General features: G+C 46.2%; 21 protein-coding genes and 1 pseudogene. 7 read left to right on the top strand and 15 right to left on the bottom strand.

Going from position 1 to position 25,661, the window contains the following annotated elements; genetic code table 11:
• Positions 1-21: 21 nt before the first annotated feature.
• The 3 genes from cpdA to nudF all read right to left on the bottom strand — a co-directional run bounded on the left by cpdA (position 22) and on the right by nudF (position 1,983).
• Positions 22-828 (bottom strand): 3',5'-cyclic-AMP phosphodiesterase, encoded by an 807-nt coding sequence (gene cpdA, locus EX191_RS09435; protein WP_193447639.1) that lies wholly within the window; start codon positions 826-828, stop codon positions 22-24.
• 61 nt (positions 829-889) lie between these two features.
• Positions 890-1,333 carry a DUF1249 family protein gene (locus tag EX191_RS09430; protein WP_005395930.1) on the bottom strand — a complete coding sequence of 148 codons (444 nt, stop codon included), beginning with the start codon at positions 1,331-1,333 and terminating at the stop codon, positions 890-892.
• Positions 1,333-1,983 (bottom strand): ADP-ribose diphosphatase, encoded by a 651-nt coding sequence (nudF, locus tag EX191_RS09425; protein WP_012842164.1) that lies wholly within the window; start codon positions 1,981-1,983, stop codon positions 1,333-1,335. Before nudF ends, EX191_RS09430 begins: the two co-directional genes overlap by 1 nt.
• 229 nt (positions 1,984-2,212) lie before the next feature.
• On the opposite strand from nudF, the gene tolC reads away from it, so the two are divergent.
• Positions 2,213-3,541, top strand: a complete 1,329-nt coding sequence (tolC, locus tag EX191_RS09420; RefSeq protein WP_193447638.1) for an outer membrane channel protein TolC — start codon at positions 2,213-2,215, stop codon at positions 3,539-3,541.
• Between the two features lie 178 nt (positions 3,542-3,719).
• Here the strand turns inward: tolC and hldE are convergent, their stop codons facing one another.
• The 3 genes and pseudogenes from hldE to EX191_RS09405 all read right to left on the bottom strand — a co-directional run bounded on the left by hldE (position 3,720) and on the right by EX191_RS09405 (position 9,431).
• Positions 3,720-5,150 carry a bifunctional D-glycero-beta-D-manno-heptose-7-phosphate kinase/D-glycero-beta-D-manno-heptose 1-phosphate adenylyltransferase HldE gene (gene hldE, locus EX191_RS09415; RefSeq protein ID WP_193447637.1) on the bottom strand — a complete coding sequence of 477 codons (1,431 nt, stop codon included), beginning with the start codon at positions 5,148-5,150 and terminating at the stop codon, positions 3,720-3,722.
• A 67-nt stretch (positions 5,151-5,217) separates the two neighbouring features.
• Positions 5,218-7,983, bottom strand: a pseudogene (gene glnE / locus EX191_RS09410) (bifunctional [glutamate--ammonia ligase]-adenylyl-L-tyrosine phosphorylase/[glutamate--ammonia-ligase] adenylyltransferase); the annotation flags it as partial.
• 191 nt (positions 7,984-8,174) lie between these two features.
• Positions 8,175-9,431 (bottom strand): methyl-accepting chemotaxis protein, encoded by a 1,257-nt coding sequence (locus EX191_RS09405; RefSeq protein WP_005395942.1) that lies wholly within the window; start codon positions 9,429-9,431, stop codon positions 8,175-8,177.
• A 105-nt stretch (positions 9,432-9,536) separates the two neighbouring features.
• On the opposite strand from EX191_RS09405, the gene EX191_RS09400 reads away from it, so the two are divergent.
• A complete protein-coding gene (locus EX191_RS09400) occupies positions 9,537-10,310 on the top strand; it encodes a potassium channel family protein (protein WP_164666717.1) in 774 nt (257 codons plus the stop codon).
• Positions 10,311-10,350: 40 nt separating this feature from the next.
• Here EX191_RS09400 and EX191_RS09395 read toward each other — a convergent pair whose 3' ends face one another.
• Complete coding sequence (locus tag EX191_RS09395; protein ID WP_005395946.1) at positions 10,351-11,883, bottom strand: CYTH and CHAD domain-containing protein; 1,533 nt, start codon at positions 11,881-11,883, stop codon at positions 10,351-10,353.
• A 212-nt stretch (positions 11,884-12,095) separates the two neighbouring features.
• Here EX191_RS09395 and EX191_RS09390 point away from each other — a divergent pair, with 212 nt between their 5' ends.
• The 3 genes from EX191_RS09390 to EX191_RS09380 all read left to right on the top strand — a co-directional run bounded on the left by EX191_RS09390 (position 12,096) and on the right by EX191_RS09380 (position 14,957).
• Positions 12,096-12,776 carry a TIGR00153 family protein gene (locus EX191_RS09390; RefSeq protein ID WP_031780508.1) on the top strand — a complete coding sequence of 227 codons (681 nt, stop codon included), beginning with the start codon at positions 12,096-12,098 and terminating at the stop codon, positions 12,774-12,776.
• Between the two features lie 131 nt (positions 12,777-12,907).
• Positions 12,908-14,167, top strand: a complete 1,260-nt coding sequence (locus EX191_RS09385) for an inorganic phosphate transporter (protein WP_005395948.1) — start codon at positions 12,908-12,910, stop codon at positions 14,165-14,167.
• A gap of 178 nt (positions 14,168-14,345) precedes the next feature.
• On the top strand, positions 14,346-14,957 hold the full coding sequence (locus tag EX191_RS09380) for a TIGR04211 family SH3 domain-containing protein (RefSeq protein WP_031780509.1): 612 nt from the start codon (positions 14,346-14,348) through the stop codon (positions 14,955-14,957).
• 90 nt (positions 14,958-15,047) lie between these two features.
• Here EX191_RS09380 and ggt read toward each other — a convergent pair whose 3' ends face one another.
• The 3 genes from ggt to EX191_RS09365 all read right to left on the bottom strand — a co-directional run bounded on the left by ggt (position 15,048) and on the right by EX191_RS09365 (position 19,352).
• Complete coding sequence (ggt, locus tag EX191_RS09375) at positions 15,048-16,778, bottom strand: gamma-glutamyltransferase (protein WP_193447635.1); 1,731 nt, start codon at positions 16,776-16,778, stop codon at positions 15,048-15,050.
• Positions 16,779-17,052: 274 nt separating this feature from the next.
• Positions 17,053-17,736 carry a general secretion pathway protein GspB gene (locus EX191_RS09370; RefSeq protein ID WP_005395951.1) on the bottom strand — a complete coding sequence of 228 codons (684 nt, stop codon included), beginning with the start codon at positions 17,734-17,736 and terminating at the stop codon, positions 17,053-17,055.
• Entirely contained in the window at positions 17,736-19,352 is a 1,617-nt protein-coding gene (locus EX191_RS09365) for an ExeA family protein (RefSeq protein ID WP_005395952.1), read from the bottom strand. Before EX191_RS09365 ends, EX191_RS09370 begins: the two co-directional genes overlap by 1 nt.
• A 138-nt stretch (positions 19,353-19,490) precedes the next feature.
• On the opposite strand from EX191_RS09365, the gene EX191_RS09360 reads away from it, so the two are divergent.
• Positions 19,491-20,711, top strand: a complete 1,221-nt coding sequence (locus EX191_RS09360) for a multifunctional CCA addition/repair protein (protein ID WP_006743203.1) — start codon at positions 19,491-19,493, stop codon at positions 20,709-20,711.
• Positions 20,712-20,939: 228 nt separating this feature from the next.
• Here EX191_RS09360 and EX191_RS09355 read toward each other — a convergent pair whose 3' ends face one another.
• The 3 genes from EX191_RS09355 to folB are packed head-to-tail and all read right to left on the bottom strand — an operon-like array spanning position 20,940 to position 22,597.
• The gene (locus tag EX191_RS09355) at positions 20,940-21,743 is read right to left on the bottom strand and encodes an undecaprenyl-diphosphate phosphatase (RefSeq protein WP_006743204.1); all 804 of its coding nucleotides are present in this window, start codon (positions 21,741-21,743) and stop codon (positions 20,940-20,942) included.
• A gap of 9 nt (positions 21,744-21,752) precedes the next feature.
• Positions 21,753-22,241: a 2-amino-4-hydroxy-6-hydroxymethyldihydropteridine diphosphokinase gene (gene folK, locus EX191_RS09350; protein WP_012841141.1), complete on the bottom strand. Its 489-nt coding sequence runs from the start codon at positions 22,239-22,241 to the stop codon at positions 21,753-21,755.
• Complete coding sequence (folB, locus tag EX191_RS09345) at positions 22,238-22,597, bottom strand: bifunctional dihydroneopterin aldolase/7,8-dihydroneopterin epimerase (RefSeq protein WP_005395977.1); 360 nt, start codon at positions 22,595-22,597, stop codon at positions 22,238-22,240. The genes folK and folB overlap by 4 nt, the downstream gene beginning before the upstream one ends.
• Before the next feature lie 250 nt (positions 22,598-22,847).
• On the opposite strand from folB, the gene plsY reads away from it, so the two are divergent.
• Complete coding sequence (plsY, locus tag EX191_RS09340) at positions 22,848-23,459, top strand: glycerol-3-phosphate 1-O-acyltransferase PlsY (protein WP_005379857.1); 612 nt, start codon at positions 22,848-22,850, stop codon at positions 23,457-23,459.
• Between the two features lie 34 nt (positions 23,460-23,493).
• Here plsY and EX191_RS09335 read toward each other — a convergent pair whose 3' ends face one another.
• Together EX191_RS09335 and tsaD are read right to left on the bottom strand one after the other, a co-directional pair.
• Positions 23,494-24,309, bottom strand: a complete 816-nt coding sequence (locus tag EX191_RS09335) for an alpha/beta fold hydrolase (protein ID WP_193447634.1) — start codon at positions 24,307-24,309, stop codon at positions 23,494-23,496.
• Positions 24,310-24,484: 175 nt separating this feature from the next.
• Entirely contained in the window at positions 24,485-25,501 is a 1,017-nt protein-coding gene (gene tsaD, locus EX191_RS09330; protein WP_046874179.1) for a tRNA (adenosine(37)-N6)-threonylcarbamoyltransferase complex transferase subunit TsaD, read from the bottom strand.
• Positions 25,502-25,661: the final 160 nt, after the last annotated feature.

Raw genomic sequence — 25,661 nt, 5'->3', positions numbered from 1 at the left:
CGAACATAGAGCTCGGGCGCGTTAGTATCCGTTAGAAGAGAAGTCTGGTTGGAACTGGCCATCAGGAAGTCGGCCCACTTGAGTCGTAATATCACCACAAGCATGCAGCTGCAGTTCACGCCAACCAGGCGAAGTCGTATCGAGGGCAAAATCATCCGAGTTAGGCTTAAACTGAACACACGTCGAGGGTGTTGCCATCACTCGAATACCATTATGAAGCACATTCATATCTTGATGAACATGTCCACAAAGAATGCCTTTCACGTTATCAAAACGATCGACAACGTGCCAGAACGCTTCGGCATCTTTTAAGGTATGTTGATCAAGCCACGCGCTTCCCACTAATAATGGATGGTGATGCAGCAACACAAGTGTGTGCCTTTCTGGGTGTTCTGTTAACTTTTCTTCGAGTAACGCTAACTGCTGATCACTCAAGCGTCCGTGGGGAACGCCAACAACTTGCGAGTCTAAAAGAACCAACTGCCAATGCGCGCCAAGCAATACATGCTCTGCCGCTTTGATTTGTTGCGAAGGTAATACACTGCCCATATTGGGCTTGTAGTCATGATTACCAGGCAACCAAAAGCAGTCTTTCTCTAGCGGTTCAATGCCTTCGGCAAAGCGCTGGTAAGATTCTGCACTATGGTCTTGGGAAATGTCCCCTGTCGCCAAGATGTAATCAAACGTCACGTTGCGGCGTAAAACATCAGCAACAACAGCGTTAAAGCTATCGGCCGTTTTTACGCTCAGCAAACTTCCCTCATCGGCAGCAAACAGATGAGTATCCGTAATTTGTAAAAGTTTGATGCTGTCACTAGATGATTGCAAAATGAAAACCTGATTCGTCCACTATATCGTTATTTGTTATTTTCCTTTAGTGACGTGACGATCAATTGAAGGCAAGTGGTGTTCTACTGATACCACTTCGTAAACAAAACGTCAGCCATTCACCGAGGAATGTGTTTAGTTGATGCTTTTCATCTTTCTGCATCAGTTGGTCGTTGGGATAATCATACTTAGCTTTTATGCGAGAGAACTCTCCGCTTGAGCATACTTCGGCTACTCTCGCATCGTGATAAAGCCTGACAGACATCGTCGGTAAAGGAAACACTGGCGTTTCATCACTCTGACATATCTCAACAACTGTGGTGTATTTTGTGATTTCATTCACGGTCAGTTGGTAAACCATGTTCGCCGCTTGATAGCAGCGTACATCCCCAACTTCGGCAGAAGCAGGCAATAAGGCGTTCAATTTAGCGTAGTTGGTCTCATAGGTTCTCATTAGACCCGCTAAATCAACATGATACCTCTGTTTTTCAGCCACTTGTGCCATTACTTACTCTCCACCATTTGGGGTTGCCCCCACTGTGACTTCAACTCTTGATGGTTTAATTGCAACCATTGCAACGCAATAATCGACGCACCATTTTCAAATTTTCCGTCTTTCACCCATTGATATGCTTGCTCGCGACTCAAAACATGTACGCGAATATCTTCATTCTCATAGTCTAAACCATGAATGCCGTGCGCTTTAGATGCGTCCACTTCACCAACAAATACGTCCAACTTTTCCGAGCAACCGCCAGCAGAAGGATAATAAGAGGTGACTGGCGCAACACGCCCCACTTGTATCCCCGCCTCTTCGACAGCTTCTCGGCGAATGACGGCTTCAGCTGATTCATCACGGTCAATCATACCCGCGACAATCTCTAGCTGCCATGGGTGTTGATGCTCTAAGGCTCCTACTCGAATCTGTTCAATGATAACCACTTGATCCGTATTTGGATCATAAGGAAGCATCGCTGCAGCATGACCACGCTCGAACATTTCTCGTTCGACAACCTCGCTCCAACCTCCAGCAAATAGCTTATGCTGAAAGCGATATTTCACCATTTTGAAAAAGCCTTCAAATAAGGTTTCTTTCGAGATGACTTTTACATCTTGCGAAGTAAAATCCTTTTGTTGTTTGTCACACTGTTGCATTCGACACCTCTCTGAGTGAATCTTGTAGTTTACTCATTGTTATTCGCTTGCTCAAAGGACTTGGCTCAACTTTTTGTACAATAGTTACAAATTAATTTAAGTCTTTGGTGAAAATTTATTGCACAACTGGATAATTACGTGTAAAAAAGTGCAAACTTTAGAGTAAATATCGTGCAAATTGAGTTAAACTACTGAGAATTAACCAATCTATTGACCGCGGGAATAGAAAATGAAAAAATTGCTTCCACTATTTATCAGTGCAGCGCTAGGTAGCATGAGTACGTCTGCGTTCGCAGACTCTTTGGCTGAAATCTACGACTTAGCAAAACAAAATGATCCACAATTGCTCAGTGTAGCAGCACAACGTGACCAAGCTTTCGAAGCAATCACCTCAAGCCGTAGTGCTCTATTACCACAAATTAACCTAACAGCAGGTTACAACTTAACTCGTGGCGATACTGAATACGACTCAAATCTAGTCAATGACGTATCAAACGATGCCAACGCTCTAACCGCTGGCGTTAGCTTTTCACAAGCACTTTACAACCGCGCATCTTGGATCTCGCTAGATACCGCTGAGAAAAGTGCTCGCCAAGCAGACGCAACTTACGCTGCGACTCAACAAGCACTAATTCTTCGTGTTTCACAAGCGTATTTTGAAGTTCTACGCGCACAAGACAACCTTGTCTTCGTCCGTGCAGAAAAAGCCGCAGTGGGTCGTCAACTAGAGCAAACAAAACAGCGTTTTGAAGTAGGTTTATCTGCGATCACTGACGTACACGACGCGCAAGCTCAGTACGACCAAGTACTGGCGGATGAGGTGTTAGCAGAAAACGCACTGACTAACAGCTACGAGTCATTACGTGAAATCACCGGTCAAGAGCACAAAGATCTCAACATCTTGGACACTCGCCGCTTCACTGCTAGTCCATCGACCGTGCCTGCTGAGTCGCTAATTGACGAAGCAAAAACCAAAAACCTGACCTTGCTATCTTCACGTATTCTTCAAGATATCGCACGTGACAATATTTCACTAGCAAGTTCTGGTCATCTACCAACGCTGTCTCTAGACGGTGGTTATAACTACGGTGATACGTCTCATAGCTCTCGTGACAACACCACAGACAACTTCAATATCGGTGTGAACCTTGCGGTGCCGCTATACACGGGTGGTAAGGTCACCTCTCAAACCAAACAGGCTGAATACGCGTACGTGGCTGCAAGTGAAGATCTTGAAGCACAATACCGTAGCGTAGTAAAAGATGTTCGCGCACAAAACAACAACATTAACGCCTCTATCGGCGCACTACGTGCTTATGAGCAAGCCGTTATTTCTGCGCGCTCTGCACTAGAGGCAACAGAAGCAGGTTTTGATGTGGGTACTCGTACTATCGTTGACGTGCTAGACGCAACTCGTCGTCTATACGATGCGAATAAAAACCTATCGAACGCTCGCTACGACTACATCTTAAGTGTTCTTCAGCTACGCCAAGCCGTTGGTACGCTAAGCGAACAAGACATCTTAGACGTTGATGCAGGTTTGAAAGCAGCAAAATAATTGCTGACTGAATGCTTCAGTTCTCAATAAATAAAAACGCCAGTTGATTTATCAGCTGGCGTTTTTTATTGCTTGCAGTTAAGAGACGAAGAGTATCTCAGAACATCAAGTATCAAAAAGGCCGCACTTGGCGACCTTTTACAAACAAATAGCGTTTCAATGCCAACAAATCGTAGGCTTAGCCCTTACCGCCTTTGATTGCATTGATGATTTCACTGGTTGAGCACCCATCCTCAAAGTTCAATACACGAACTTTGCCACCTGCAGCAATGACTTCTTTACCACCAGCAATCTCTTCTGGTTTGTAGTCACCACCTTTTACTAGCAAGCTTGGCAGAACTTCCGAGATCAAACGTTGCGGCGTATCTTCACTAAATGGTACTACCCAATCCACAGCGCCCAAACCTGCCAATACCGCCATGCGGCGATCGGTTGGGTTCACAGGACGACCAGGCCCTTTAAGACGCTTCACTGATTCATCGGTATTTACCGCAACAATCAGGCGATCACCAAGTTCAGCAGCATGGTTTAAGTAAGACACATGCCCAGCGTGAAGAATATCAAAGCAGCCGTTTGTCATAACGACTTTCTCGCCACGTGCACGGGCTTTTTTCACTGCTTCAATCAGCGCTTTTTCTGAAATTACACCGTAATCCGTGTCTTGGCTGCCATGTACCGCTTCTGCCAGTTCAATTTCAGACAAGGTCGAGGTACCAAGCTTACCAACAACAACGCCAGCCGCCGCATTCGCTAGTGCACACGCTTCTTCGAAGGATTTGCCTGCGGCAACAGACGCTGCCAATACAGAGATAACCGTGTCGCCCGCACCTGTCACGTCGTACACTTCTTTCGCTTGAGTCGGAAGGTGGAATGGCTCTTGACCACGGCGGATCAACGTCATGCCGTTTTCACTACGCGTAACCAGTAGCGCTTCAAAATCAAACTCTTCAACAAGCTGAAGTGCTTTTTCAACCAGCTCTTGGTCTGATTTTACTTTGCCAACAACATCTTCAAACTCTTTCATGTTTGGTGTTAAGAGTGTTGCTCCGCGGTAGCGTTCAAAATCCGCACCTTTAGGGTCAATGAAAACTGGAATGTTTGCTGCGCGCGCTTTTTGGATGTATGCCTGAACATGCTCTAACGAGCCTTTTGCGTAGTCAGACATAATCACGGCTTTAACGTTTGGCAGAGCGGCATCCATACGCGATAGCACAGGTGCAGAATCCGTGTTTTCAAACTTATCTTCGAAGTCGAGACGAATAAGCTGTTGTCCACGGCTCATTACGCGAAGCTTCGTGATCGTTGGGTAATCAGGCAGTGCAACGAAATCGCACTTCACATTGAGTGAGCTCAGCGTCTCCGTCAGCACTTTTGCAGGCTCATCTTCCCCTGTTAGACCAACAATGTGAGCATGGCCACCTAGTGATGCGATGTTCATCGCAACGTTCGCAGCACCACCAGGACGCTCTTCATTGTTTTCTACTTTTACAACAGGAACCGGCGCTTCAGGAGAAATACGTCCGGTTGGGCCATACCAGTAACGATCTAGCATGACATCACCGATGATGAGCACACCAGCGCTGTTGTAATCAGGTAGAATTGGTTTCATTATTGGTCTCCAAAAATTAAATCGAAGTGAGTTTATCACAGCCCTTATCGAGGCTAAATATATGGTCTTAACTGAACCACTGATTCCAAGCCTGTTTTACCCACTCCCTTTCGGCAACAAACTTATCTTCCACCACATCAGCATCTAAATTGAGTAGATTTCGTCGGTGTATTTCGTTTCGCATTGTCGTGTAGGCACGTATCAACTGCATTGCCTGGTCTTCGTCCATGACATTTTGTGCAATGAGTGTTTCAAAGATGCGCACATTATCACACCAACGCGTTAATTTCGGCTTATCGTGACTATAGTTGAGCACTAAGTACTGAGCGAGAAATTCGATATCGGTAATCCCTCCCACATCTTGCTTGAGCATAAAACGGCCGGGCTTTTTCCCCCCAAGATGACCGCGCATTTTCTCTCTCATTTCGACAACGGCTTTTTTCAGTTCCGCCCGATCGCGCGCTTTGCACAACACATCATGTCGCGTATTGTGAAATGCAATGGCAAGGGGTTCATCGCCGTAAATCAAGCGCGCGCGCACAAGTGCTTGATGCTCCCATGTCCAGGCTTCTTGATGCTGATAATCTTCAAACGCATCGGTTGGGCTAACCAACAAACCTGACGCGCCAGATGGGCGCAAGCGGGTATCGACTTCGTACAAAATGCCGGAAGCGGTGCGAGTCGAGAAAATATGGATGATGCGCTGCGCTAGGCGAAGGTAGAACTGACGACCGTCGATTTCCTTTTTGCCATCTGTATAGACATTGACTGGGCAGTCATGCATGAAGACGATATCCAAGTCGGAGTTATAGCCGAGTTCCCAACCACCGACTTTGCCATAGCCAATGACGGCAAAACCCTTGCCTTCACGATCTTTTACATGCGTTGGCTCGCCGTATTTTTCGGACACTTGCAACCAAGCCTGACTGACCACCGCATCAACGATAGCTTCCGCCAAATAGGTTAAGTGATCACTCACTTTCATCACCGGCAATGCACCAGCAATATCCGCCGCCGCAATACGTAAAATGCAGATTTGCTTAAACTGACGCAACGCTTCCATTTGCTGCTCCATATCATCTTCTGGAATACGGGCCAGATAATCACGTAGCTCTGCGCGGTAACTGTCTAATGGAATTGGATTGTATAACTGTGCAGGGTCGATCAATTCATCGAGTAAGATCGGATACCGAGATAGCTGCTCTGAAATCATTGGGCTTGCGGTACACAAACGCACGAGCTGTACTAGAGCCGCTGGGTGCTCATCCAATAACTCCAGATAAGTCGTACGAGTGCAGATATTGTGCAGTAAATGCAGCACTCGCGGTAAACCAAACTGTGCATCAGGGTGGGCAAACACCGCATCAAACACCTTCGGCATCAAACGGTTTAACACTTCGCGTCCACGCGGTCCTAACGTTTTTTTAGCCAGATCGGTTTTAAAGTTGATGATGGTTTTCGCGCATGAAGCAAAGTCTTCAACCTGAATATCCTGCTGCAAGATATGTTCAAGCACATCTTGTTTGTTCGCCATATCCCATAACTCATGAAAATGACGAGCAACCGTAGTACCCTCGTCTTCTTCATCATCACCAATTAACGACTCAAACACTTGATGGACATTCGCCATGTGCTGCTGAGTTTGCTCAATCAGTTGGTCCCAAGAGGTCATTTGCATCGCGGTGGCGAGCTTTAAACGTTCGGTTTCGCAATCAGGTAACGTCTGGGTTTGCTTGTCCGCCATCGCTTGCAACAAGTTTTCTAATTGACGCAAGTACTTGTATGCAGCCTCTAGACTGCTGACTTCTTGCGAAGTGAGTAACGCCAGCTCTTCAATGCCTTGCAGCGTTTCCAACAACCCTCGATTACGAAGAGAAGGCTCGCGACCACCTCGAATTAATTGAAAAACTTGGGCGATAAATTCAATTTCTCGGATGCCACCTGCACCTAACTTAATGTTGTTGTTCAAACCTCGGCGGCGAACCTCACTACTGATCATCGATTTCATCCGACGCAAAGACTGAATCGCACTGAAATCAATATAGCGACGAAAAACAAAAGGACGCAGCATTTGACGTAGCTCTTGGTATTGCGGGTACATTTCGCACCCCATCACTCGAGCTTTGATCATTGCGTAACGCTCCCAGTCACGTCCCTGTTCTTGATAGTAATCCTCTAGTGCCGCATAGCTCATGACTAATGGACCACTCTCACCAAACGGACGCAAACGCATATCTACGCGGTAACAGAAGCCATCGAAGGTTTGTTGGTCGAGCGCTTTGATGATGCGTTGACCAAGACGAGTAAAGAACTGGGCATTGGCAATGCTGCGGCGCGCGCCTTGAGTCTCACCGTTTTCTGGATACGTGAAAATCAGATCGATATCGGAAGAAAAGTTTAACTCGCCACCACCCAGTTTCCCCATGCCGATAATCAACATCGGCTGAACTTCACCTTCCTCACTCGTCGGCGTTCCCCACTCCTGACAACACGCTTGATATTGCCATTGATAGGTTTCAAAAATCATCGCTTCAGCCAACTCGGATAAGTGGCTTAAAGACGTTTCTAGCGACCATGTATGCGTGAAATCCTTCCACGCAATGTACACCATTTCTCGGTTGCGAAACTGACGCAACACGCGATGACCAGACATCTCATCCGGGCATTGTCCCAACAGTGCAGCAAGACGTGAGCGGTAAGATTCCTGACGACTTGATTGCGCTAACATGCTTGGCAACTCACGGGCTAAAACTTCATCGCGATGAATGGCCTCGGTAATAAACTGGCTTAAGCCCGCCACATAGCGAAATTGCTGCGCAATCTCATCTGGCCAAAGGGGAAAATAACCTGCCTCTTGAGCATTTTGTACGGCAGATTCAGCGATAGAAATCAGTGGCGAAGGCAGCTGCATTTTTCTTCCTTGTTTGAAAAGCACGGTAACTCATTCTTTATACCAGACTTAAAGCAAATAAAAACGCCCACAAAAGGTTTGTGGGCGTTTTATCAAAAGTTCTGGATAGAATATTAAACTTGGAAAGATTTGATCTTCTTGTCTAACTCGCCAGCATTATTTTGCATCATTTCAGAAGTTTCTAGCAGCTCTGTCACAACCACAACCGAGGCTTCCACCAGCTCACGTACATTGGTGAGGTTTTGACTCATCTCTTCTGCAACACTACTTTGCTGACCAGACGCCGTCGCGATCTGGAAGTTCATGTCATTAATTTGCGTCACTTGCCCAACAATACCATCGAGCTCAGATCCAGCATTAGAAACCAGCTCGTTTCCATCGGCCGCTTCCACTACGCTTTTCTCCATGAGTTCTACAGCAGATTCTGCACTGGTTTGCAGCTGAGCAATCATCTCTTGAATTTCTACCGTCGCTTGTTGTGTACGCTGTGCAAGGTTACGAACTTCATCTGCAACCACCGCAAAACCACGACCCGCCTCGCCAGCTCGCGCAGCTTCAATAGCCGCATTCAGTGCAAGCAGGTTAGTTTGTTCAGAGATACCTTGAATCGTACCCACAACACTACCAATGGATTCAACACGTTCTTCGACCTGGTTAACCGCCTGCGCCGATGAAGCGATGTCCGACGAGAGTTCACTCATTTTCGCCATCGTACTTTGCAAGAACTGTTGACCAGAAATCGCTTGTGCGGAAGCTTGCTCTGTAAGAGAAGACGCCGTCTGGGCATGTTCTGCGACGGTTTGCACCGTCGACGACATTTCACTCATCGCCGTCGCAAGTTGATCAATTTCGTTAAACTCTTCTTGCGCCGACTCTTTCGTTTCCGACATGCTCAGCGTCATCACTTCCGTAAGTGTAGATAACTCATCAGAAGCATTAATTTGCATTTGAATCACATCGTGCAGTTGGCGACGTGTTTTTTCTAACTCGCGTGCCACGTCTCCGTATTCATCTTTACAATCCATACCAAATGGCACGGAGAGGTTCTTGCTCGCCATCAGTTTGATCGCGTCGCTCAGATACTGTGTTTGACGCAGCATCACTCTAGCCGCCGCTAATAAGAGCACGACAAAAACCACAATCAATAAGGCAGTTTGCCAAGCAACTTGCGTTAAATATGCTTCGTAATGCTGTTGGGCAACTTGCGCGTTTTGTGTCGCCGCTAAAAGTGAATCGTAAAAGGTGTTCGCGTCCCACAGTTGTTTTGCCACTATCAGGACAGTACTGAAGACCATCAACATGACCATTTTAGGAACCAGTCGAATGTCGGATATGACCCTTTCCCATGGCTTAAATGCCAGCTTTTCCATTGTCAGTTCTCCACCGAGTCTTATATAGTCTTTATCTATAATCTTTATATTACTTATAGTTATGTTCGCGTTTAGCGTGGTTACGCGATTTATTTTGAGCTTCGTATGAAAAACAATGATATCAAAGACAGCACACGACCGATGGGCCTGTTGTCACTAATATTGTCTTTTATGGCACTATTTGTGATCTCTGGCTTGTTGTTTTTCCCGATCGATCACGAAACCCGTCAAGTTCTTATCGGTCTGGATTTCATAATCTGTAGTATTTTTCTATTACAGCTCACCATTGATTTGATCCGGTCCACAGATCGGTGGTTATTTCTTAGACGTCATTGGATAGATTTCGTGGCGAGCATCCCATTAATAGAGCCACTGCGCTTTGCTCGTATCTTTCATATTCTTCGAGTGGTATTAGTACTGCGCTCGTCGAAGTTCATTTTGCATCAGCTCAAAGAGAACCGCCGCGAAACCACGGTCGCCTCAATATTACTGTTGATGGTGATCCTCATTACGCTCGGTTCTAGTGCAATGCTGTTTATTGAAGCGAAAAACCCAGAAGCGAATATTCGCACTGGCGCCGATGCTTTGTGGTGGGTATTCGTAACGATCTCAACCGTTGGTTACGGCGATCATTATCCGGTGACCTCAATAGGAAAGTTTTTAGCCGTCATCATCATTGTTTGTGGTGTGGGGATCTTTGGTATGATTTCGGGTCTTATCACCTCTATCCTTACTGCCCCGACAAAACAACAGACGCACAGCTTAATCAATAAAGAACGTATGCTCGAGCAGCTCCTAAGCCAACAAACGCAAATACTAGAACGACTCGACTTCATAGAAAAAGAGCTGCAACAAAGCAAAACAAAGACAAAAAAATAGGACCATGCGGTCCTATTTTTTGTACAGGTACTCAAGGTGATCATTCACGCCAATAAGGCTGAACTTCCACACTGATCGCTCGGGTTTGATCCATTGCATGCAAAATTGAACGCTCTTGACGGTGCAACCAGCGTTCTAACTGCTCTTTTTCTGCGTCTTCCAACATATCAACCAACGGAAGTAAGTGGTTCAGCATTAGCAGATCATCAATACCATGCACCAGATCCGCCCATGGCAAACGGAAGCTGTTACGCTCATCCGAGTTATATAGACTCGCGAAACCAATACCGGTATAGAGGTTACGCAGCAAGCGATAGCGCTGATCAACGTACTCTTGCGCCGTCAGGTCGCGCTCTGCAGGGAAAGCTTCCATTAGTTCTGCCCAAGTGCGATCGAGCTGAGTGACTGAAAACGGCATGATATTACTTGCCATTTTTTCGCGCGCTTTTTCATCAAGAAACGGCTGCCAGCCACGCGCTAAGATCCAGCGACTAAGATCCAGTAATAACCCGGTGTAACGCGCGGAATTGAGCAACCCTAGCACTTCTTCACGGCTTGGCAGCTCTTGTAACTGCTGAGTCAACTCAGATACTAAGAACTTACGCGCATCCAACTTACGCAGCACATTGCCTTTGTCATCTAAGAGCTCTTCAAGGTGTGCATGCTCATCCAACCAACTCAGTTCTTCTTCCAACCATTTAAGCTCTTGGCGCAGAATCGCACTCGCGCGACGAGGGACAACACCACCAAAAATGGTCAATGTTTGACGAATAAAACGAATGGCATTGCTGATTTCACGTAGCGCTTCCACATTGTCACGCTCAGCATAAATTTGCTCGTGATAATGCCAGTGAGATAGGGCGTGTTCTAAAGAGTTGATCAAGCAGTATTCAACGGTATCCGTCGGGCTACTGTCCACAAGCGCCAACGATTTTACTTCATCACCTGCATAGCCACTTGCAAGTCGATAGCCTTTCGCCGCTTTACTCAAGTTACCCAAACGCATGCCACCTTGCTCGCAAAAGCTACGTGCTAGTGTAAATAGGGCATCGGTTTGGCCCGATTTAAGTTCCAGTTCAACTTCGCAAATCGGTTCTTGTTTCTCTTCCCCATCTTCACCTTTGGCTACGACCATACCTTGGTCAAACGCCACTTCTATTTGGCTACCATCTGGCATGCCAATCAGCCACTGTTCACGTGTGAAGTTGGTCGAGAATAACGGCATAAGCTCAGATTGCAGCGTTGCTGCGTCTTTGCCTGGCGGCCAAATGTCTACAGGATGAAGCGACAGGTTAGGCTCGTCGCTAGTGTGCTCAGCATTGTATTCTGGTCTTTGATGTAAGCCTGCGACGACGCGTCCTGCTGTCTTTACGGTTTGGACGAATACATCATCAAAACGGCGAATTCTTAAACCAATGTCGTGCTTTCTCAGCCATTTATCGGCGGTATCAAAGTAGGTGTTACCCAAGTCACGACAACTATGCTGAAGTACTTTTGTCTCAGAAATTTTTTCTTTTAAAGTTTCTGAAAATTCAGGAGAAACAAAAAACTTCAGTTCTATTTCGGTTTCCATAGCTATACCTTTCAAAGCAGATAGAAACAGGATATTGCGTAATTTCTCGCACGGCAAGAGAGAAATATCGCCGGAATGATGATCTAAAACAGTTTTAATGAGCGATTTAATGCGTTACCATGCGCGCCTTTATAGCCATCGTTCAACATTTCGCCAAGCACTCAGAAATGGTGTATGTTTTTTTAAGGTTATAGTTATTAGGTTGAATGACCATGCCAGTAAATACAATTATGGGGTTATTTGCAAAGTCCCCAATTAAGCCTTTGCAACGCCACGTTGTGTGTGTCAACGAATGTTGTTCACACTTGGTGAAATTCTTTGAAGTATCTTCAAAGGGTGACTGGGAAAAAGCATCTGAAATCCGTGCACAAATTTCTCACCTAGAGAAAGAAGCGGACGTGCTGAAACGTGAAATCCGTCTAAAACTGCCTCGCGGTTTGTTCATGCCAGTAGACCGTACTGACATGCTTGAGCTTCTGACTCAGCAGGACAAACTTGCAAACCTGGCAAAAGACATTGCTGGCCGTGTATATGGTCGTCAACTTGTCATTCCTGAGGCTCTCCAACCAAACTTCCTCGCTTACGTTCAACGTTGTCTTGATGCGGCCGATCAGGCGCAAAAGGTAATCAACGAACTTGATGAATTGCTAGAAACCGGCTTCAAAGGTCGTGAAGTGACGCTCGTCGCTGAAATGATTCATCAATTAGATGTCATCGAAGATGATACCGATGCTATGCAGATTGAACTTCGTCAACAGTTGATGGCGATTGAGTCTGACATGAACCCTATCGATGTCATGTTCTTGTACAAGATTCTTGAATGGGTAGGTGGTATTGCCGACCAAGCGCAGCGCGTAGGTGCTCGTTTGGAAGTCATGCTATCTCGATCTTAAAACATAAAGTTAACTACATAACGAAGAGCATAATGAACACGTGTCATAGGGACGATGACTATTTTCATCGTCTTATGGTTTGGCGCGCGTAAAATTTTGTTCCGCTTGTTATAAAACAACTAGGTATTACGATGGATATCCTTGCGAACTACGGCACTGTCCTGATTATTGTTGCAGCGATTTTTGGTTTCATGATGGCGATTGGTATTGGCGCGAACGACGTTGCTAATGCGATGGGTACATCAGTAGGTTCAAAAGCGCTAACCGTAAAACAAGCTATCATCATTGCGATGATCTTCGAATTTGCAGGTGCTTACCTTGCAGGCGGTGAAGTAACCGACACTATCCGTAAAGGTGTAATCGAAACTTCTTTATTTGCTAGTCAACCTGACGTTCTTGTCTACGGTATGATGTCTGCTCTTTTGGCTGCGGGTACATGGTTACTTCTTGCCTCTTACATGGGCTGGCCAGTATCTACGACTCACTCAATCATCGGTGCAATCATTGGTTTTGCATGCGTATCAGTAGGTACTGAAGCGGTTGACTGGGGCAGCGTTCAAGGCATTGTTGGCAGCTGGATTATTACACCAGTGATTTCAGGTTTCTTTGCTTACGTTATCTTTGTCAGCGCACAACGTCTGATTTTTGATACTGAGAACCCGTTATTCAACGCCAAACGTTTTGTTCCTGTTTACATGTTCATCACAACAATGGTGATTGCACTTGTAACTATCAAAAAAGGTCTAAAACACGTTGGTCTTCACCTAACCAATGGCGAAGCTTGGATGTGGGCAGCAGCAGTTTCAGCACTCGTGATGGTTGGCGGCTACGTATACATCCAGAAAAAATTCGCTAATCGCGAAGAAGACCGCAGCTTTTCTGGCGTGGAAGGTATCTTCAGCGTTCTGATGGTTATCACCGCTTGTGCAATGGCATTTGCACACGGTTCAAACGACGTTGCAAACGCCATTGGTCCACTGTCTGCTGTAGTATCGACTGTTGAACACATGGGCGAAATCAGCACGAAAAGCACCATCGCTTGGTGGATTCTACCTCTTGGTGGTATTGGTATCGTGGTCGGTCTTGCTACACTGGGTCACAAAGTAATGGCAACCGTTGGTACAGGTATCACTGAGCTAACTCCTAGCCGTGGTTTTGCAGCTCAGCTAGCAACCGCTTGTACTGTTGTTCTAGCTTCTGGTACTGGTCTGCCAATCTCAACCACTCAAACATTGGTTGGTGCGGTTCTCGGTGTTGGCTTTGCTCGTGGTATCGCGGCACTAAACCTGGGCGTGGTTCGTAACATCGTGGCATCATGGATCGTTACACTACCAGCAGGTGCACTATTGGCCGTTGTATTCTTCTACGGACTTCAAGCGATGTTCGCTTAAGACACTCGTCAATAGAATGTAAGCGCTTTGTCATTATTGACTCAAACGCACAGAAAGGGAGGCTTTGCCTCCCTTCTTTGTTGCACCGAAGTTTGAAACTGCATACTATTCGTCTATTTCCGGCTCCAATCATTCGGTGCCAACGCTGTCTCCAAGAAAAATCGTTAAGGGATTTACTGTGAAAAAACTAATCATCACGGTTTTGTTTACTTTGCTAGCAGCGCCAGCGGCCCTAGCAGCAGACCGTTATATTTCTGATGACCTCTTCACTTTTATGCACTCAGGTCCAAATAACACCTACCGTATTATTGGTAGTGTTAACGCCGGTTCTAAAGTACAACTGATTAAAACCAACCGAGATACTGGCTATACGCAAGTTCGTGATGACCGCGGTCGTACTGGTTGGGTACAAAGCAAGTTTGTGACAAACCAAGAAAGCATGGCGATTCGCCTTCCTCGCATTGAGAAAGAGCTAGCAGAAGTGAAAGAGCAGCTTGCTAACGCTCGTAAAACTTCTGATGCAGAGAAAGCCGGCCTTGTTACCTCTCTAGAAACGCGTAACCAACAAATTTCCGATCTTGAGAATAAATACTCTGAGATCAGCGACCAACTTACTTCTGTTGAGACAGAAAACCGCGAACTGCGCGCTAAACTGGATACACAAAAAGACGACATGCTGCTTAAGTACTTCACTTATGGCGGCGGTGTTGCAGGTTTAGGTTTGCTATTTGGTTTGATTCTTCCGCATGTCATGCCTCGTAGAAAACGTTCACCTGCGGGTTGGGCATAAGTCCTTCGCCCTTTTATCTATAAAAAGAATGCAAAAGCCAGTCGATATTCGACTGGCTTTTTTGTTTGCTTAGTTTTACGGAAATCTGCACTACTCCCCCATTGAACTAGACGCTCGACGACGATCCGTTGCGCCATAAAGCTTGCCATCTTTTAGCTCAATTGCATTCAAACCACTTACCACTGGAATAACGTGTACTGGGTAGCCAAGCTCCATAAACTCCGGCACCAACATTTCTGCGAAGGTTTTCTTCTCCACTAGCAAGCCTGTTGGGTCATACGGCTTGGTGCGGTCTATCTTGGTGCCGTACTGGATATTTGGTAGGTCAATAGCCTCTTGCGCTGATAAGTTCCAATCGAGCACGCCAACCACAGTTTTGAGTACATACCCCGGGATTTGCGAACTTCCTGGTGAACCGACAACCAAACGCAAGTTATCATCACTGTCCATCACCATTAATGGCGTAATGGCTGAGCGTGGACGCTTACCCGCTTCAATCGAGTTTTGAGTAGGCTTACCGTTAAGCGTTGGTTGAGGTGAAAAGTTTGCCATTTGCGCGTTCAAGATAACGCCATCGACCATCACACCCGAGCCCATACCCGTTCCTACCGTACTAGTCATCGCTATTGCATTTCCATCTCTATCGACGATAGAAATATGCCCTGTATCTTTGCTCTCGAAGCCTTGATATTGCGCATACTGAGTTTGCGTTATCTGTCCTGCTTTTGGATTCTCTTTCGAGGTGCCATTATCAGGGATTAAATCACGTCTCTGGTCCAAATAGGTTTTAGATAACAATTGTTCAACTGGTGCTTCCACATAATCCGGATCTCCTGCATACGCAATACGATCAGCTTTTGCTAAGCGCATCGCCTCGGTCATTAAACGCCAAGGCTCTACATCAGTTAATGCCATCTGAGATATATCGTACGGCTCCAGCAATTTCAGACTTTGAGCAACCATCACACCGCCAGAGGCCGGGTAACCAAACGAAACGATTTTGTTGCCTCGATAATCGCTTTCAAAAATATCGCGAGATTTCACCTGATAGTTTTTAAAGTCCTCTAACGACAATTTCTCATGCTGATCGTTAATACGACTATTCACCGTATCAACAATATGTTGACCAAGTGCACCACCATACAAATAGCGATCGCCTTGCTGAGCTATTTTCTCTAGCGTCTCAGCCATTTTAGGGTTCTTCATTAACGTCCCTGTTGGCTTCACTTCATCATCTTGCCAATACAAGGCTTTAATTTCTGGGTCGCGAGCCAAACGCGTTTGCTCTCGCACGACGATATCATAGGTATAGCTATTCATCGCGTACCCATCACGCGCGAGCTTAATCGCAGGTTGAACCAACTCAGACCATGGTAATTTGCCGTATTGCTCATGAGTGGAATAAAGCAAACGTAAGGTGCCCGGTACCGCAACGGAGCGAGGCCCCAAAATTTCATCGCGGCTGAGTGCTTTCCCATTTTCAATAAACATCTCAGGGTGAGCGCTAGACGGCGCTTCATCTCGCCCATCAAGGGCTAAAAACTTCTGCTTGCCATGTTGATAAAACAGCGCGAAAGTACCGCCGCCAATTCCCGTCATATCTGGCTCAACTACAGACATCACCATCTGCATCGCGACCATGGCATCAACGGCGTTCCCGCCCTCTTTCAATATTGAATAACCAGTGCTGCTCACGTAAGGGTTGGTCGCGCTGACCATAAAATCTTGTCCGTTATTATCTGGTGTTATAGGGAAAGGGGTCGGCTTTGCTGCGTAACTTAACGACGCAACAACACTTAAAGAAAAAATCAGAATACGCATGTGTCTCTGTGTAGACTCCTGTTATTTCATGGGGTCTAACGTGGACCAGGTCGTGATGACGAAGTTCGTCAATGTGGCGTTTTTTTACACAACGCTGACTGGAATCGCGCTATCAATAGTTGAACGATATTGGTGCTATTTAAACGACTTAGAAAAGCTATATTTTGCTTGTTTGAGTATCTAAAAATCATCACCAGAATAGATGCAAAAGGTGTTCTGAAAAATAAAAAAGCCAGCGATATGATTTCGCTGGCTTGATGTGTTGCTATAACAGTTACCCTTTCCACTCATACAACGCTGGTATACGAATTTGCTCACCTTGGAACTCGACAATCACCGCTTGCGGTTGTATTTCTCTTAATGTGACCTGCCCATCAACAACGTCTCCTTGATGATATTCAACATTGTTAATTTTCACCCAGCGGCGATTTTCATCACTGGCGTACATGTGAGTTTGCAAATTGAGCGCAGGTAAACGCCCTTGCCATTGGTGAGCGTTGCGCTCTAAATCGTTCACGCGCACCGTTTGTGGTGAAGGCGCATCATCTCGGGATAACGCATTTTCGACCTTTCGCGCCAAATCAGGAGATAATGAGGACAAGTCAAGATCATCCAGAGACAAACCTAGGTCCTCTTCAACTACTGAAGTGCCTTGAGTTGATACAGATGTTTCTATCTCGTCTTTGTTTGCTGTATTACTCACGTATTCATCAGATGTTGCAAACGTACCAAAATCACGAGACAGCTCTGCACTTGGCCACTCTCTCGGCAATTGCGCCAACTGAGTAGTTTCAGGATAGTCCAATGCTTTGAACGGTTGTTCCGCTTCCATCTTAGCCTTAGGGGCGGAAGTACTAGCTTCAGCATGAGGCGTAAGGAGATCTAAATACCAAGCAACTCCGATTGCAGCAACGGTGATCGGCAACAAGAACAAACCAATATGTTTCATGGCTGACATTATGCGTCCTCCTTCTCGATTCGTGCCAGTTGAGGCGCATCTGGCTGCACGTTTTGTTGAAGTCGGTCTAGCGTTCGCTTACCTGCAATGCCGTCGACCCCGATACCTTGCCAACGTTGGAATAACTCAACGCGCTCTTTCATCGCACCATCAAAAATAGACGTTTCAAGCAGTGGCTCACTTACCGCTTCTGCTAATAATCGGTCTAATACTTCGATCGCAGGACCTTCCATGTCTAAACGTAATGTCTCTTTCAACGGTGCTTGCCACAGTTCAATGATATTGCCTTGCCACATCGGCTTTAGCCACGAAATAGGCAGACGCAGACGCTGCTTACCATTGAGCACTTCGACTTTGTCATTGCCGACGGCGTACAAAATGACATACCCAACATCACCTTGATAATTCAACTCCAAAATTACAGGGCGATTTTGTTGCATCAGCAGCGGCCAGGTCGCCATTTTACGCTCACAACGCATGGTCGATTGGGGCTCTGACAAACAAAGATTGTCGCGAACCGATGCTTGATAACCCCACAAACGATACAAATCATTCACGGCGAGATTCGACTGTTTTTGTGCTAACAATAAGTCACGCTGATCATCTGTCAATTGTTGGTTGACGACTATTGGCGTTGGCTCCTCTCTTGGTGCGGTCACTTGCGCCAACACCGACGTTGCTTGAGCTGGCATATAATTCACGACCGCCCACCCCGTACCTAATGCCGCAATAAGACCCACCGTGACTGAGCCCCAAGCAGGCCAACGGAAAGTACGGCGCTCTTTTTTATCTTGCTGATAAATATCTGCCTGAAACTGCATCACCTCTTCACAAGCCTGCTGAACGGTTTGCTTATCCACCACCACATTACCTTGGTGATAACTGATGTTGAGAGATTTATCACAGATAAGATTAATCAAGCGCGGGATGCCGTGACTGTATTTGGCAATGAGTTTACAAGAAGCACGATTAAACAGTTGCTGGTCACCACCTGCCGTATGTAATCGAAACGCGATGTAATCTTCTGTCTCTTTTTCATCCAACGGCAACAAGTGATAACGCCCAGTAATGCGCTGAGCGAGCTGGCGTAGTTGCGTCGTTTGTAATAGCCGCTGTAATTCAGGCTGTCCGACCAACAACACTTTGAGCAGTTTTCTGGTATCAGTTTCCAAGTTGGTCAACAAACGTAACTGCTCTAAAACGTCGGCAGCAAGGTGTTGAGCCTCATCAATGACCAGCAATGTCTGCCAGCCTGAGCGATAATTACGCAGCAAGTATTTGTGAATCACTTGGTTTAGCTGTTTGAGGTTTGCATCTGGCGGATAAGTAATTTTGAATTCATCGCAAATAGCTTCGAGCAAGTCTCGACTCGAAAACGTGGGATTTAGGATCAGACCCGCTTTGGTGTTATCACCTAAATTCGCCAGCATCGCTTTTGCGACGGTCGTTTTGCCTGTACCCACTTCGCCAGTAAGCATAGCAAAACCACCGCCATCGCCTAACCCGGCTTGGAGATGTGTGATTGCCTCTTTGTGACGTTGGCTTAAATACAAATAACGCGAGTTTGGAACAATCGAAAATGGTTGTTCTACAAACCCAAAAAAGTCCTTATACATTAGGCTCTCCAGCTAAAAAACCACCAGGAAATAGTCAGATATAATATAAACATAGCTGCATCTACTCTCGGGAGTAAAGAAAAGTACCATTGCTTGCTACAATGTCCAACGGCATATCAATAAATTAAGAGGTAATTCGTGCAAGTTTATTTAGTAGGTGGCGCAGTTCGAGATAAATTGCTCGGAATTGATAGTTATGACAACGACTGGGTGGTCGTAGGTGCGACTCCCGAGACGATGCTGTCCCAAGGGTACACCGCCGTTGGTAAAGACTTTCCTGTATTTTTGCACCCCAAAAGCAAAGAAGAACATGCACTTGCGCGAACAGAAAGAAAATCAGGCTCTGGTTACACTGGCTTTGAGTGTTTCTTTGATCAAAGTGTCACCTTAGAAGAAGATTTAATTCGTCGTGATTTAACCATTAATGCAATGGCAATGGATGATGCAGGTAAGCTCCATGATCCTTACGGCGGCCAGAAAGATCTCAACGATAAACTGCTACGCCATGTCTCAGACGCCTTTATTGAAGACCCTCTACGCGTTTTACGTGTCGCTCGCTTCGCTGCAAAGCTTGCTGATCTAAACTTTACGGTTGCCGACGAAACCATGCAGTTAATGCGCCACATGGCAGAATCTGGAGAGCTGAGCACACTGACTCCCGAGCGTGTTTGGCAAGAATGGCATAAGTCCCTCTCCACCCCTCGCCCTGATATCTTCTTATCGGTTCTAAGAGATTGTGGTGCATTGGCCGTTGTTTTACCTGAAATTGATGCTCTATTTGGCGTACCTCAACCAGCAAAATGGCATCCAGAAATCGATACAGGCATCCATACTTTGATGGTGGCAGAGCAAGCCGCAAGATTGAGTGACTCACTCCCCGTCAGATTTGCCGCTCAAGTGCATGACTTGGGCAAAGGGGTGACGCCAGAGAGCGAATGGCCAAGCCACAGAATGCATTGTCATACAGGATTAAAACTGATCAAAAAGCTGTGCGAGCGTGTCCGTGTACCGAATGAGTTTCGTGATTTAGCCTTGATGGTGTGCGAACAGCACTCCAATATCCATCGTGCGGCCGAGTTAAAGCCGCAAACCATCATAAAAATACTCAACAAATTCGATGTGTGGCGCAAAGCTGAGCGCTTAGAAGATATTTTAATATGCTGTCAGGCTGACCATGCAGGTCGAAAAGGGTTAGAAGAGAAGCCTTATCCTCAAGCTGAGATTTTTACCCACGCTTATCAAGCCGCAGCCGCCGTAGATGTTCAGAGCATCATTAAGGATGGATTTAAAGGCCCGGCAATACGTGATGAACAAGAAAAGAGACGGATTGAAGCGGTAAGAGTCGCTTTGAATAAGTGATCTGAGCTCAGCTTAATTAACCGAATTGTATTCATGCCAGGTCATTCCAGCGAGCCTTAGCGAGACTAGGAATATAATATCAGCACGCAGGGAAGTTTTAGAAGTGACCAACGCCACAAGAAACTCGGAGAGAAGATTCTGAATCTCGCTCCTTCGTCGCTGTTCAGAATGACGTTGTGGTTTAGGTATGCAGCTTGCGGTTAAGCAAGCTGCCAATCCGTCGCGTTATCAGGCGCTAAGCAAGAACGCAAACAAGCCGAAACCTAGAATCAGACGGTAAATCACAAACGGTGTCATGCCCATGCGTGAAATCATCTTTAAGAAGAAGTGGATACAGATGTACGCACTGATAAACGATGTGATGATACCAGTCAGTAAGAAACCAATATGGACAGGTTCACCACTGGTCACTAGCTTCATGCCCAAGTAGCTACCAGCCAATGTAATGATGGGGATCGACATTAAAAATGAAAAGCGCGCAGCCGCTTCTCGAGTAAAGCCAAGGTAAAGTGCAGCCGTAATGGTCGCCCCTGAACGCGACGTTCCAGGAATCATCGCTAAGGCTTGAGCAATACCGATAAACACGGCTTTCTTCCAACCCGTTTGGTATTCATCCGCAACCAACTTAGCGTTTTTGTCTACCCACCAAAGCAACAAACCAAATACGATCGTTGTGGTCGCGATGACATAAGCGCTACGTAGATACACTTCAATGATGTCTTTCATCAACAAGCCAAACACACAAGCTGGAATCGTGGCGATCACGATCATCCAAGCAAGTTTTGCTTCTTTACTCCGATCTCCTTTAAAGATCGAAGCAAATAATGCCTGGAACAGAGTGATCACTTCATGGCGAAAATAGATCACTACCGCCATTAATGTACCGACGTGAACAGCAACATCAAAAGCTAGACCTTGGTCTTCCCATCCCAAAATGGCGGAGGGCAGGATCAAATGGGCAGAGCTCGAAATAGGCAAAAACTCTGTCAGACCCTGAATCAGAGCCAGAATAAAGGCTTCAAAATAACTCATGTAAACAACTCAAATTAAAAATGAAAAAGAAACAGGTTTGAGTGAATCGACTGGCTGCATTGCATGCCAAATATCTGCGACTGTGCGTCCATCGCCTGGGATCACTAATTGAGGTTCGAGATCATACAGAGGCTTTGTGACAAAAGGATATTTGTAGATATCACTGCGAGGTAGCTCAGGTTTTTTCTTGGAGACGCATTCACCGAACAACACTATATCGAGATCCAGTGTTCGATCCTGATACTTTTGCGCATTTTCTTCGCGTCCCCACTTAAATTCAATCTCACGCAGCTGATGACTCAACTCTTCTAATGACAACTCGGTACGCATTGCAACGACAAAGTTGTAGAAGTTCTGGCTGCTAAAGCCAATAGGTTCACATTCATATACCGGCGATACGAGGAGACTTTCTCCAAGCTGTAGCAGCTCCTGATACGCAGCGAGCGCATGTTGCTCTCTTTCTACATTCGTACCAACACCGATATAGGTGGTGATCATGCTTGACCTCGCTCAATCACGACACCAACAGCGCGAGCTTGTGGCACGGCACCAGGTTTTGCTAAACGGATTTTCACCCAAGGCACAGAGAAACGCTGCATGATAAGCTCTGCCACTTCTTCGGCTACACGTTCAACCAACAGAAAACGACCATTTTCAATATGGCTCAGTACCGCCTCACTCACTTGTGAATAATCCAGCGCATCTTGCACATCATCGCTTTTACCCGCAGGCTTGTTGTCGTGCGCCATTTCGATATCCAGAACCAACTTTTGTTTAATTTGTTGTTCCCAGTCGTACACGCCAATCGTGGTGATTACTTCTAATTGTTCAATAAAAACTTTATCCAGAGCCATCTTATGTCCTTCTATTACAGAGGTCGGATACCCGTGAGGGGTAATTTGATCGTAGTATTCTATACCTAAGTAACATTTACTTGGGTCATCACAATGTTACTTAGGTATAAACTGCGAAAGCATCTTTATATACAAGAAATCACATAATGCAAGCTCTATCACAGTGAGGATTTCTGCATTATGTGAATTCGAGGTATGATAGCAACTACGCGGGAACCGAGCATTAAATTCCAATCCATCAAGGACTTCTATGGACGCACTGGCACTGATAATGACAATGGCCGCCTATTTACTGGGTTCGGTTTCCAGTGCGGTTTTGATCTGTCGACTCTTAAAACTGCCAGATCCACGCAGTGTAGGCTCCAACAACCCTGGAGCAACGAACGTATTGCGTATTGGCGGACGAGGAGCCGCTGTTTCAGTCTTGTTGTGCGATATGCTCAAAGGCACCATCCCCGTATGGGGCGGATACTTTCTTGGTATCGACCCTATCATTCTTGGCGTCATCGCCATTGCTGCCTGTCTTGGCCACATGTACCCCATCTTTTTCCACTTTAAAGGCGGAAAAGGTGTCGCAACCGCGCTTGGCGCTATCGCTCCGATTGGTTTGGACTTAACAGGATTGGTGATGTTAACTTGGCTGTCAGTAGCCGCGCTATTCCGCTATTCATCCTTAGCGGCTCTCGTCACGGTTTTGGTCACTCCGTTTTATACTTGGATGTTTAAACCGCAATACACGTTACCTGTTGCTATGCTGTGTTGCTTAATCGTATTTAAGCATCATCAAAATATTCGTCGGCTTTTGTCTGGCGACGAGCCAAAAATCGGCGAGAAGAAACTGACACAAAAAAACTCGGCTTAATGCCGAGTTTTTCGTTTAAAGAGGGATGCATTGGTTATGCATGAACTCGATTCAGGAAGTTCAACAACATTTGGTTGACGAACTCCGGCTGTTCTAAACAACTGATGTGTCCCGCTTGCGGAATTTCTACCAACTCACTGCCCGTGATACAGTCTTTCATTAAATACGATTCGAAAACCGGGCGAGGCTTATCTTCACAGCCCACCGCAATTAACGTCGGCAGAGCGAATTTTTCCGAATCTTCAATCACATCACGGCGACCAAACACCATGCGCCCCATGCGAGCTACTTCCACCGCACGCTCACCACTCAGGCTTTCTAAACTGCGTTTGAATGCAGCGACCAACTCAGGATTCACCTGCTCAGCGTTATTAGCAAAAAACAATGGCACGACAGCTTCAATAATTGGCGCAGGCACCGCTTGGACTTGGCTGATGGTATCAAGCATTGCAAAGTACTTTTTATACGTAACTTCTGGCTCCCAGCCAATGAAGGTATCCATCAATACCAGTGATTTCACACGTTGCGGTGCTTGAGCCGTCAGTTCCGCTCCCCACATGCCGCCAACAGATAAGCCCACCACCGAAAACTCTTCAATATCCAAATGATCCATCAACGCCAACATATGTTGTGCATAATCAACTAATGACTCTGTCGATGTAGGGGCTGCTTCTGACTCACCATGTGCCCACAAATCTGGCACAATACAACGATATGACTGGCTTAAAACTTCAATTTGTGGCGCCCACATTTGGCTATCCCACAAATAACTGTGACCAAACAGTAATACTGGACCATCACCTTTATCAAGGTAAGCAAGTTGCTGACCTTCAATTTCAAACTTATTCATTGTTATATCCATTTCTTATTCTTCCGCACCATCCTATCACTGAAGCGATACCGAACTGCTCGCATCAGTCAGAGTGTAAACGAAGCTTTTCATTGAATAACTAAAAATAAAGGCCTCTTATGAGCAGAGACCTTTATCGTAGTGAATCTATTTCAAACCTACCGCATAAGTTTGATTAAGCGACTGGCGTCAGTTGGTCAATCGGCCAACGTGGGCGAGCCTCTACCGACATATCGGCCACTTCGCCATTCTTCAAACGCTGCATACCAGCGTAAGCGATCATCGCACCATTATCCGTACAGAACTCAGTTCGTGGGTAGTAAACCTCGCCGCCAACTTTCTTCGCTAACTTCTCTAACTCTGCACGTAAACGACGGTTAGCACTCACACCACCAGCAATAACAATACGCTTCATGCCTGTTTGCTCAAGCGCGCGTTTACATTTAATCGCCAATGTTGCACACACGGCTTCTTCAAATGCCAATGCGATGTCTGCGCGAGTTTGCTCGTCATCGCCATTCGCAGCAATCGTATTTGCTGTAAAGGTTTTCAGGCCAGAGAAACTCATATCCAAGCCAGGGCGATCAGTCATTGGGCGCGGGAACTTAAAACGACCCGGCGTGCCTTTTTCTGCCAGTTTAGACAACAGCGGGCCGCCTGGGTAATCCAACCCCATTAGCTTCGCTGTTTTATCAAACGCTTCGCCCGCCGCATCATCAATCGACTCACCCAAAATTTTGTACTCACCGATGCCTCTCACTTCGACCATCATCGAGTGACCACCCGACACCAACACTGCCACAAACGGGAATGGCGGTGGGTTATCTTCCAGCATTGGAGCCAACAGGTGACCTTCCATATGATGAACAGGTACAGCAGGCACTCCCCAAGCATAAGCAATACTGCGACCAATAGTAGCGCCCACTAATAGTGCACCAACGAGACCCGGCCCCGCGGTGTACGCGACACCATCAATGTCTTTCGAAGTTAAGTTCGCTTCTTTTAGTGCCTCTTTAATAAGAGGAATGGTTTTCTTTACATGGTCACGTGAAGCCAACTCAGGCACCACACCACCGTAATCTGCGTGCAGTTTTACTTGGCTGTAAAGCTTGTGTGACAGCAGACCTTTTTCATCGTCATAAATCGCGATGCCAGTCTCGTCACAAGAGGTTTCAATACCGATAATGCGCATGGTTTTCTCAGTATGCTTTCTGTATAGAGGAAATTTGGGCGTCATATTACCTCGCCTTGGTGCTGCAAACAAATTTTGTACAGACAATAATCGACAAAAGGCTTTACAAAGTAGTTGTGATCGGATTAAAATTCCGCACCATTTTTGATCAAGCTGGTAA

The organism is Vibrio chemaguriensis, assembly GCF_012275705.1.
Classification (GTDB): Bacteria; Pseudomonadota; Gammaproteobacteria; order Enterobacterales; family Vibrionaceae; genus Vibrio; species Vibrio diabolicus.
This window is presented reverse-complemented; position numbering and strand designations above follow the sequence as displayed.

Bases quoted from the DNA above. Each gene is read 5' to 3' on its own strand.
- EX191_RS09430 (WP_005395930.1), bottom strand. From the start codon at position 1,333: ATGGCACAAGTGGCTGAAAAACAGAGGTATCATGTTGATTTAGCGGGT.
- nudF (WP_012842164.1), bottom strand. From the start codon at position 1,983: ATGCAACAGTGTGACAAACAACAAAAGGATTTTACTTCGCAAGATGTA.
- tolC (WP_193447638.1), top strand. From the start codon at position 2,213: ATGAAAAAATTGCTTCCACTATTTATCAGTGCAGCGCTAGGTAGCATG.
- hldE (WP_193447637.1), bottom strand. From the start codon at position 5,150: ATGAAACCAATTCTACCTGATTACAACAGCGCTGGTGTGCTCATCATC.
- EX191_RS09405 (WP_005395942.1), bottom strand. From the start codon at position 9,431: ATGGAAAAGCTGGCATTTAAGCCATGGGAAAGGGTCATATCCGACATT.
- EX191_RS09400 (WP_164666717.1), top strand. From the start codon at position 9,537: ATGAAAAACAATGATATCAAAGACAGCACACGACCGATGGGCCTGTTG.
- EX191_RS09395 (WP_005395946.1), bottom strand. From the start codon at position 11,883: ATGGAAACCGAAATAGAACTGAAGTTTTTTGTTTCTCCTGAATTTTCA.
- EX191_RS09390 (WP_031780508.1), top strand. From the start codon at position 12,096: ATGCCAGTAAATACAATTATGGGGTTATTTGCAAAGTCCCCAATTAAG.
- EX191_RS09385 (WP_005395948.1), top strand. From the start codon at position 12,908: ATGGATATCCTTGCGAACTACGGCACTGTCCTGATTATTGTTGCAGCG.
- ggt (WP_193447635.1), bottom strand. From the start codon at position 16,778: ATGCGTATTCTGATTTTTTCTTTAAGTGTTGTTGCGTCGTTAAGTTAC.
- EX191_RS09370 (WP_005395951.1), bottom strand. From the start codon at position 17,736: ATGTCAGCCATGAAACATATTGGTTTGTTCTTGTTGCCGATCACCGTT.
- EX191_RS09365 (WP_005395952.1), bottom strand. From the start codon at position 19,352: ATGTATAAGGACTTTTTTGGGTTTGTAGAACAACCATTTTCGATTGTT.
- EX191_RS09355 (WP_006743204.1), bottom strand. From the start codon at position 21,743: ATGAGTTATTTTGAAGCCTTTATTCTGGCTCTGATTCAGGGTCTGACA.
- folK (WP_012841141.1), bottom strand. From the start codon at position 22,241: ATGATCACCACCTATATCGGTGTTGGTACGAATGTAGAAAGAGAGCAA.
- folB (WP_005395977.1), bottom strand. From the start codon at position 22,597: ATGGCTCTGGATAAAGTTTTTATTGAACAATTAGAAGTAATCACCACG.
- plsY (WP_005379857.1), top strand. From the start codon at position 22,848: ATGGACGCACTGGCACTGATAATGACAATGGCCGCCTATTTACTGGGT.
- EX191_RS09335 (WP_193447634.1), bottom strand. From the start codon at position 24,309: ATGAATAAGTTTGAAATTGAAGGTCAGCAACTTGCTTACCTTGATAAA.
- tsaD (WP_046874179.1), bottom strand. From the start codon at position 25,501: ATGCGCATTATCGGTATTGAAACCTCTTGTGACGAGACTGGCATCGCG.